1 protein-coding gene is annotated in these 1,268 nt (G+C 77.7%); it reads right to left on the reverse strand.

All coding sequences use genetic code 11. The features are described from left to right. Nucleotides 1–119: 119 nt before the first annotated feature. A partial coding sequence (locus tag EAD96_RS01400; RefSeq protein WP_147457820.1) for a D-alanyl-D-alanine carboxypeptidase family protein occupies nt 120–1,268 on the reverse strand: 1,149 nt, incomplete at its 5' end.

Genomic DNA, 1,268 nt, shown 5'->3' on the forward strand with positions numbered 1-1,268 from the left:
CCGCCACGAAGGGTCCCCAGGTCCTCATGACCCGGACGGTAGCCACGCCGACCCGAACGGGTCACCGGCTCCGGGATTCGCGTTCCGGCGCCGGGACCGCGCGGTAGGGTGCCCCCCGCTCAGGCGCGGCGGCGTCCCCGCCTGCGGGCGCGGCCCCGGCGGGCGGCGAGCACCGCCGCCACCCCGCCCACGGTGAGCGCGAGCAGGCCGGCGACCGGCACGATCACCCGCCAGTCCCCGTCGCCGATGCGTTGCAGTGCCGTCCCGGCCGGCCCCCGCCACGGCGGGGAGGCGGTACGGGTGGGCTCGGCGGCCGCCGCCTGTCGGGGCTGCGCCGCCTCGGCGTCCCGCTCGCCCGGCTCGACCAGCCGGCCGACCGAGGCGTCCCGGGGCAGCCGGAAGCCCCAGTCGAGCAGCTGGGCGCCCTGCTGCCAGCCGCGTACCGGGCGGGCCTCGGCGCCGAGCAGCGTCACCACGAGACGGCGTCCGTCCCGCTGCGCGGCACCGACGTAGCTGTGCCGGGCCAGCTCGGTGAAGCCGGTCTTGCCGCCGAGCGCGCCGGGATAGCGGTAGATGAGCTGGTTCTCGTTCTGGATCTGGAACCCGCCCTTCTTCAGCGCGGGCTGGGCCGGGATCTGCGTGCGCTCGGTGAGCGCGTACCGGCGGAACGCGGCGTCGGCGAAGCAGGCCCGCGCGATGAGCGCCAGGTCGTACGCGCTGGTGATCTGGCCGGGACCGTCCAGGCCGGACGGTGTGACCGCGTGCGTCTGCCCGGCGCCGAGCCGGCGGGCCTGCTCGTTCATCTCGGCGACGCCGGCCTGTGCGCTGCCGGCGCCGAGGCGGGCCAGCATGTTCGCGGCGTCGTTGCCGGACTGGAGCAGCAGGCCCAGCCACAGCGTCGCCACGCTGTAGCGGCCGCCGACGAGCAGGCCGACCGCCGAGCTGCCCGGCTCGATGTCCAGGTCGGCGCGGGTGGCGACGGCGACCTGCTGGGGGTCCAGCCGGCTCAGCATGGTGGCGGCCAGCAGCAGTTTCTGGGTGCTGGCCGGGGTGCCGGGGACGTGTGGGCCGCACGCGCCGAGGACCGCGCCGGTGTCCAGGTCCGCCACCAGCCAGGTGGTGGCGGTGACCGCCGGGGGCGCGGGGCTGCCGGGTGGCATGACCAGCCCGGTGCCGGCCAGCGCCTCGCCGCCCACCGCCGCCTGTTCGGGTGTCGTGGCCGGCGGCGTCGGGCGGGGCGGCCGGCTGACCTTCGGCGCGGGCAGGCG

This window comes from Micromonospora sp. BL1 (assembly GCF_003667485.1).
Lineage (GTDB): Bacteria > Actinomycetota > Actinomycetes > Mycobacteriales > Micromonosporaceae > Micromonospora > Micromonospora tulbaghiae.